This window comes from Micromonospora sp. M51 (genome assembly GCF_018070305.1).
Lineage (GTDB): Bacteria > Actinomycetota > Actinomycetes > Mycobacteriales > Micromonosporaceae > Micromonospora > Micromonospora parva.
Window position 1 is genome coordinate 1 of the sequence record NZ_JAGPXZ010000319.1, and the last position, 6,534, is coordinate 6,534.

The window sequence follows — 6,534 nt, forward strand, 5'->3', positions numbered from 1 at the left end:
AGCGTGATCAGCCGGGCGATCCGAGGAGGTCGCCCGGCTGATCACGCTCGAGATGGGCAAGCCGCTCGCCGAGGCTCGGGCGGAGGTGGCCTACGGCGCCGAGTTCTTCCGCTGGTTCGCCGAGGAGGCGGTGCGCGTCGAGGGCCGGTACAACACCGCTCCCGCAGGTGGATACCGCATCCTCACCGTACCGAAGCCGGTCGGGCCGTGCGTCTTCGTGACGCCCTGGAACTTCCCGTTGGCCATGGGTGCCCGCAAGATCGCTCCCGCCCTGGCGGCGGGCTGCACGACGATCACCAAGCCGGCGGCCCAGACGCCACTCACCATGCTGTTGCTGGCCCGCATCATGGAGGAGGTCGGCATACCCCCGGGGGTGGTCAACGTGGTGACCACCAAGCGTTCCGGCGCGGTGGTCTCCGCGCTGCTGGCCGACGGTCGGACCCGCAAGCTCTCGTTCACCGGGTCGACCGAGGTCGGGCGCGTGCTGCTGCGACAGGCAGCGGACAACGTGCTGCGTACCTCAATGGAACTGGGCGGCAACGCGGCCCTGATCGTGTGTGCCGACGCGGACCTGGACGTCGCGCTCGACGGCGCCATGGTGGCCAAGATGCGCAACATCGGGGAGTCCTGCATCGCGGCCAACCGGATCTACGTCGAGGAGCCGGTGCGCGAGGAGTTCACGGCGCGCTTCGCCGAGCGGATGGGCGCGCTGTCGATGGGCCATGGTCTCGACGACGGCGTGACCGTCGGGGCGTTGATCGACGAGGTCTCGGTCGCCAAGATTGACGAGCTCGTCGCCGACGCGGTCGACCGCGGCGCCCGGGTCCTGGTGGGCGGTGAGCGTCCGGATGGGCCGGGCCACTTCTACCCGCCCACAGTCCTCGCCGACGTGCCCGACGATGCGCGGATGCTGCAGGAGGAGATCTTCGGCCCGGTCGCGCCGATCATCTCGTTCACGTCCGACGACGAGGTGATGGCGAAGGCCAACGACACCGAGTACGGCCTGGTCGGGTACATCTTCACCCGTGACCTTCAGCGGGCGCTGCGGTTCGCCGAAGGGCTGGACACCGGGATGCTCGGCATCAACCGTGGCCTGATATCGGATCCGTCAGCTCCGTTCGGTGGCGTGAAGCAGTCCGGGATCGGCAAGGAGGGATCACACGAGGGAATCCTCGAGTATCTCGACGTCACCTACGCGGCGATCGACCTGCCGTGACCGACCTGCCACCCCGGGCACCCGCCCCGCCCATCGCCGCCGACGTTCCGGAGAGGCACCGACATGCTTGAGACCGTCCGCGGACCACGCCAACTGATAGTGGGCGAAGGGGTCGCGCAGAACATCCCACGAGTGGTGGCCGAGAGTGGCTCGCGAGTCCTCGTCGTGACCGACCAGGTTCTTCTCCGGCAGCCGGGGGTGGCCGAGATCCTGGCCGCCGTGCGGGAGAAGGTCGAGGCCGTCGAGGTGTTCGCCGACGCGACTCCCGACGTGCCGCTGACCGATGTCGCACTGGCCGTCTCGGCCGCCGCCAAGGTGGACGCCGACGTGATCCTCGCCATCGGGGGCGGCACGGTGATCGACCTCGCCAAGATCGTCGGCGTCATCCGGTGCCACGGTGGGACGCCACGCGACTTCTACGGCGAGTCGAAGGTGCCGGGGCCGACGATCCCTCTCGTGGCTGTCCCGACGACGTCGGGCACCGGCTCGGAGCTCACCCCCGTCTCGGTGTTGACCGACCCGGACCGCGAACTGAAGGTCGGCGTCTCCAGCGTCCACATCGTGCCCGACTTCGCCATCGTCGACCCCGAACTCACCTACTCCTGCCCGGCGAGCGTCACCGCCCACTCGGGCATCGACGCGTTCTGCCACGCGGTGGAGAGCTACACCGCGCGGCCCCGCGCCCACGGACCGCGCGACCCGGTGGAGCAGGTCTTCCTCGGTCGCAACCCGGTCACCGACCACTACGCGCTGCTGGCCGCGGAACGGATCGCCCGTAGCCTGCGTCGTGCCGTCAGCAACGGAGGCGACACGGACGCCCGCGCGGACATGTCCTACGGGTCCATGCTCGCCGGGATCGCCTTCTCCCACGCGGGCAACGCGGCCCCGCACGCTCTCCAGTACCCCATCGGCGCGGCCACGCACACGCCGCACGGCCTGGGCGTCGGGCTGCTGCTGCCCTACGCGCTGGACGCGGCGAGGGACGCCATCGCCGACCGGTTGGCCGTCCTCGCCCGGGTGTGCGGGCTCGACGTCGCCGACGCCTCCGACGCCGAGGCCGCGGAGGTGTTCCTCACCTGGCTCGACGGGCTCCTTGCCGACATCGGCATCCCCCGCACCCTGGCCGACATCGGCGTGGCCCGCGCGGACCTGCCGCGCTTCGCGGAGATGGCCAGTGGCGTCACCCGGTTGATCCAGAACCATCCGGGTCCGACCGACACCGCCAGCCTGACCGCGATCCTCGAAGCGGCCTGGACCGGGGACCGGACCCGACACGTCCTGACCCCGAGCACAGCCAGCGACCTGCCTTTCTCCTGACGACGACCGTCCCGGGGGCCCGTACCGTCAGCCCTCGGCACACGTCGTGAGCAGCGCGGCGTCGGCGATTCCCGGCACGCCGACGTGGGCGGCGGTTTCATTCGCCGGCCTTCCACTCGAAACCGTCAGGGTCGGTGAAGGTTCCGGCGCCGCTGCCGATGACGAGCCGGTGTGATCCGGTGCCGTCGGGCGAGACGCCCGCGTCCTTGGCGGCGGCACGACGGCCGTACAGCGCCAGCTTGATGTTCGACGTGGCGAACTCGACGTACTTGCGGCCGAAGCTCTTGGCCACGGTGAGACCGTGGTCGACGTAGAACCGTTTGGTCGCGGCGACGTCGTCCACTCCCAGCAGGAGCACCATCTCGTCGATGTGCCGGTTGGCCGGTCCGGTGTCCTTCTTCGCCGATGTCGCGATCTTCCAGATCGTGCCGTACGGGTCACGCAGTACCCCGCCGTAGCCCCAGAAGCTCTTCGCGGCCGGCTTCAGTGTCGTCGCTCCGCCGGCAAGGGCATCGCCGAAGAGGCTGTTGACGGTGCCCGGCTGGGACACCAAGAGCGAGACGGCGAAGCCACGGAAACCGGTGGTGGGTGCGTCCGACGCGCCGACGCGCAGACGGGGACCGAGGCCGAAGGCCGCGGTGTAGAAGTCCTGGGCGGGCGCCGGGGCCGGCACTTCGAGCGTGACGGAGTCGATGGTGAGCATGAGTGGTTCCTTTCGGGCTGTGCGGTTCTCGGTTGCCGGACCGCGAAGGAGTGAAGGCGGATCGGGGATCTGGCGGTGCTGATCGCGACGGCGGCTCGGACGAGCCCTGCCGCTCACCTGTCCTGAAGCAGTCCCAACAGGTTGCCGTCGGGATCGGCGACGGTAGCCACGAGGCGGCCGCCGCCGACATCGTGTGCCGCTTCGGTCACCGTGGCGCCGACGGCGCTCAGCTCGGCCAGCTTCGCTTCGATGTCCGTGACGTGCCAGTAGGTCAGGGGCGCGGTCAGGCCCTGCGGTCCACCGCCCGGCACCAGGCCGATGTGCTGGCCGGCCGCGTTGAAGCCGACGTAGTAGACCGATTCGTCCGTCGGCGGTACGCCGAGCAGCGCCTCGTACACCGCCGTGGCGCTGGCCAGATCCGACACCGGTTGCAGCACGGTCCGGATGCCCTGCGTGGACGAGTTCGCCATGGTCACTCCCTAGGTCGCGGGCCGCTGCCGGCCCGGTCGGTTGCGTGTCCACAGCATGTCCTCCGGCATGCCCGGCGCGGATCCGTGGCGACCACGGAGTCGACCACGGAACCGGCACACGGAGAGGCGTACGACAGAATGGGGTGGTGGTTGACGTCTCCCCTCGGGAAGCCGAGGTGCTTGCCCTGCTCGGAGACCATCTCAGCAACGCGGAGATCGGCGCACGACTCTTCATCTCGGTGCGTACCGTGGAGACACACGACTCCTCGCTGCTGCGCAAGCTGGAGGTCCCGGATCGCCGTGCGCTCGCCCAGCGGGCGCGTGAGGTGGCCGGCGGTGGTGCCGCGCCCCAGGCGCCGGTTCTGCCGGCCCCGCTGACCTCGTTCGTCGGTCGGGTGAGCGAGCGAGCTGAGCTGAGCGAGCTGATCCGGGCTCACCGTCAGGTGAGTGCGGTCGGGCCGGGCGGAGTGGGCAAGACCCGCCTCGCGCTGGCGGTGGCCTCGCACGCAGGTGGTGACTACCCCGACGGTGTGTGGTTCGTCGATCTGGTTCCGGTCGCCGACCCCGACATGATCGCGGCTGCGGTCGCCGTGGCGCTCGGTCTGGGCGAGCAGCCCGGTCGGGACATGACCGAGTCCGTTCTCGCCGCGTTGGCCGACCGTCAGGCGTTGCTGGTGCTCGACAACTGCGAACACGTACTGGACGGGGTGGCGGTCCTTCTCGAGCGGCTCTTGGCGGCGTGTCCGGCAGTGACGGTGCTGGCTACCAGTCGGGCACGGCTCATGGTGCCGTTCGAGCGGGTGTATCCGGTGCCGCCGCTGTCGCTGGGTGTCGACGGCGAGTCGGACGCGGTCGCGTTGTTCATGCAACGGGCGGCAGCGGTGGGCTGGCCGCTGGATCCTCCGCTGCGCGACCAGGTCGCCTCGATCTGTGAGCGCCTCGACGGAATGGCGTTGGCGATCGAGTTGGCTGCCGCACGCTATCCGATGCTGGGTCTGGATGGCATCACCGCCGCCCTGTCCCATCCGCTCCGAATGCTCACCGGCGGTGCCCGTACCGATGACCGGCACCGGTCGGTGCGCGCCACACTGGACTGGAGCCACGCCCTGCTGGAGCCTGCCGACCGGGCGCTGCTGCGCCGGGTGTCGGTCTTCGTGGCGCCGTTCACCACTTCGGCTGCGGCGGAGGTAGCCGAGACGGAGGAGGGCATCGTCGCCGACGGGCTGGCCCGGCTCGCTGAACAGAGCCTGCTGGTGGTGAGGACGTTCCCTGGTGGAACCGAGTACCGGGCGCTGGAACCCATCCGCCAGTACGGGACGGAGCGGCTCGCCGAGGCCGGCGAGCTGGTGGAGTCCCGTCACCGGCACCTTCGCTGGTGTCTGGCGACTGCCGCTGACCTTGCGGTGGTGCGGGCGGATTGGCGTGCCCGGTTCGACCCGGTGGCGGACGAGCTTCGCGCCGCGCTGTCGTGGGCGGTCGACCGGCCGGAGCAACGCATGGACGCCTATCACCTTGCCCGCCAGCTGGCGGAGATGGCCTTCATTCGTAACCTGGTCGGCGAGTCTCAGCTGCGGTATGAGCAGGCGGCCGCGCTCGCTGTCGAGCCCGCTGCCGAGGCATCGATGCTCCGGCACGCCGCTGCCGTGGCGGGATGCCGCATGCGCGGTGACGACATGCACCGTCTTTGGCAGGCGGCCGCGCAGGCCGCCCGCCGAGCGGGAGATGCCGCCGGTGCCGCCTCCGACCTGGCGACCGCTGCCACCAACACCTACCGGTTCTGGAGCAGGTTCGAACTACTTCCGCCGCCGGAGGAGTCGATCGCGCTCATCCGCGAGGCACGAGAGCTGGCCGGCGACGACCCGGCCGCCCAGGCCGCGGTGGCGCTGGCCGAGGCTGGGGTGCTCAGCGACGCGTTCGGCGCAGCCCAGGGCCCACCCGACAACGCGGTACCCGAGACGATCGCGCGCGCCGAGCGGGCCGTCACACTCGCACACCGAACGCGCGACCCGCTCGCCGAGGCCGCGGCGCTCGATGCGCTCACCGGTGCCCAGTGCTGGGCCGGCGAGACGTTCACCAGCGCAGCCACGGCGCGACGCCGGGTCGCGCTGCTCTCGTCCCTACCAGCTGCCCCGGCCAACACCCATGAACTGCTCGACGCCCTCGGCAACGCCACCGAGGCCAGCCTTGGCGCGGGCGATCTGCCAGCCGCCCGCCGGTTGGCACGGCAGATCGCCGACCACCCGCTGCTCGTGGAGGTTGGTCATCGTGCCACCAGTTGGCTGCTGGTGGCCGACGCGCTCGCGGGTAACACCGACGACGTACTGGCCGGCAGTGTGCGGTTCCTCGACGCGTGGCAGCGGGCCGGCAGCCCCGCCAGGTCAGTCCTCGGTCCTGCGGCAGCCGGCGTTGCGATGATCCATGGTCTCCGTGACGATCGGGAGGCCCAGAGCGTCTGGACCGCGGTCCTGAAACAGCTCGGCGTCTCACACGAACAGACCTATGGCTACGGACCGGTCTTCGACGCGATGCTGCTGCTGCACCGGGGGCAGGCGCCAGAGGCGCTGGAACGGATGGCCCCCGAGCCGGGCGACGTGTGGAAGTCAGTCACCTGGATCTGGTTGCACTGGTATGTCGCGCTGCGCGCCGAGGCCGCGGTGCTCGCCGGGGGCCCGGGCGCTCGTGACCATCTGGCCGAGGCCAGGACCGTCGGGGCCGGCAACGTCGTCGCGGAGGCCATGGTGCAACGAGCGGAAGCGCTGCTCGACGGCGATCAACAGGCGCTGCTCGCTGCGGCAGGTACGTTCGACGCCGCCGGCTGCCGATACCAG

The 6,534-nt window shown here is 70.5% G+C and carries 4 protein-coding genes and 1 pseudogene; 3 read left to right on the plus strand and 2 right to left on the minus strand.

Annotated features, from left to right (window positions below; genetic code table 11):
- Window positions 1-16: 16 nt before the first annotated feature.
- Both KBX53_RS17925 and KBX53_RS17930 read left to right on the plus strand, forming a co-directional pair.
- Window positions 17-1,216: pseudogene (locus KBX53_RS17925) on the plus strand (NAD-dependent succinate-semialdehyde dehydrogenase); the annotation flags it as partial.
- Between the two features lie 63 nt (window positions 1,217-1,279).
- Window positions 1,280-2,533: an iron-containing alcohol dehydrogenase gene (locus KBX53_RS17930; protein WP_210860483.1), complete on the plus strand. Its 1,254-nt coding sequence runs from the start codon at window positions 1,280-1,282 to the stop codon at window positions 2,531-2,533.
- A 97-nt stretch (window positions 2,534-2,630) separates the two neighbouring features.
- Here the strand turns inward: KBX53_RS17930 and KBX53_RS17935 are convergent, their stop codons facing one another.
- Window positions 2,631-3,236: a glyoxalase gene (locus tag KBX53_RS17935; protein WP_210860484.1), complete on the minus strand. Its 606-nt coding sequence runs from the start codon at window positions 3,234-3,236 to the stop codon at window positions 2,631-2,633.
- 113 nt (window positions 3,237-3,349) lie between these two features.
- Window positions 3,350-3,706 carry a VOC family protein gene (locus tag KBX53_RS17940; protein ID WP_210860485.1) on the minus strand — a complete coding sequence of 119 codons (357 nt, stop codon included), beginning with the start codon at window positions 3,704-3,706 and terminating at the stop codon, window positions 3,350-3,352.
- A 146-nt stretch (window positions 3,707-3,852) separates the two neighbouring features.
- Here KBX53_RS17940 and KBX53_RS17945 point away from each other — a divergent pair.
- Window positions 3,853-6,534: LuxR C-terminal-related transcriptional regulator (locus tag KBX53_RS17945; RefSeq protein ID WP_309140795.1), on the plus strand; the 2,682-nt coding region annotated here is incomplete at its 3' end.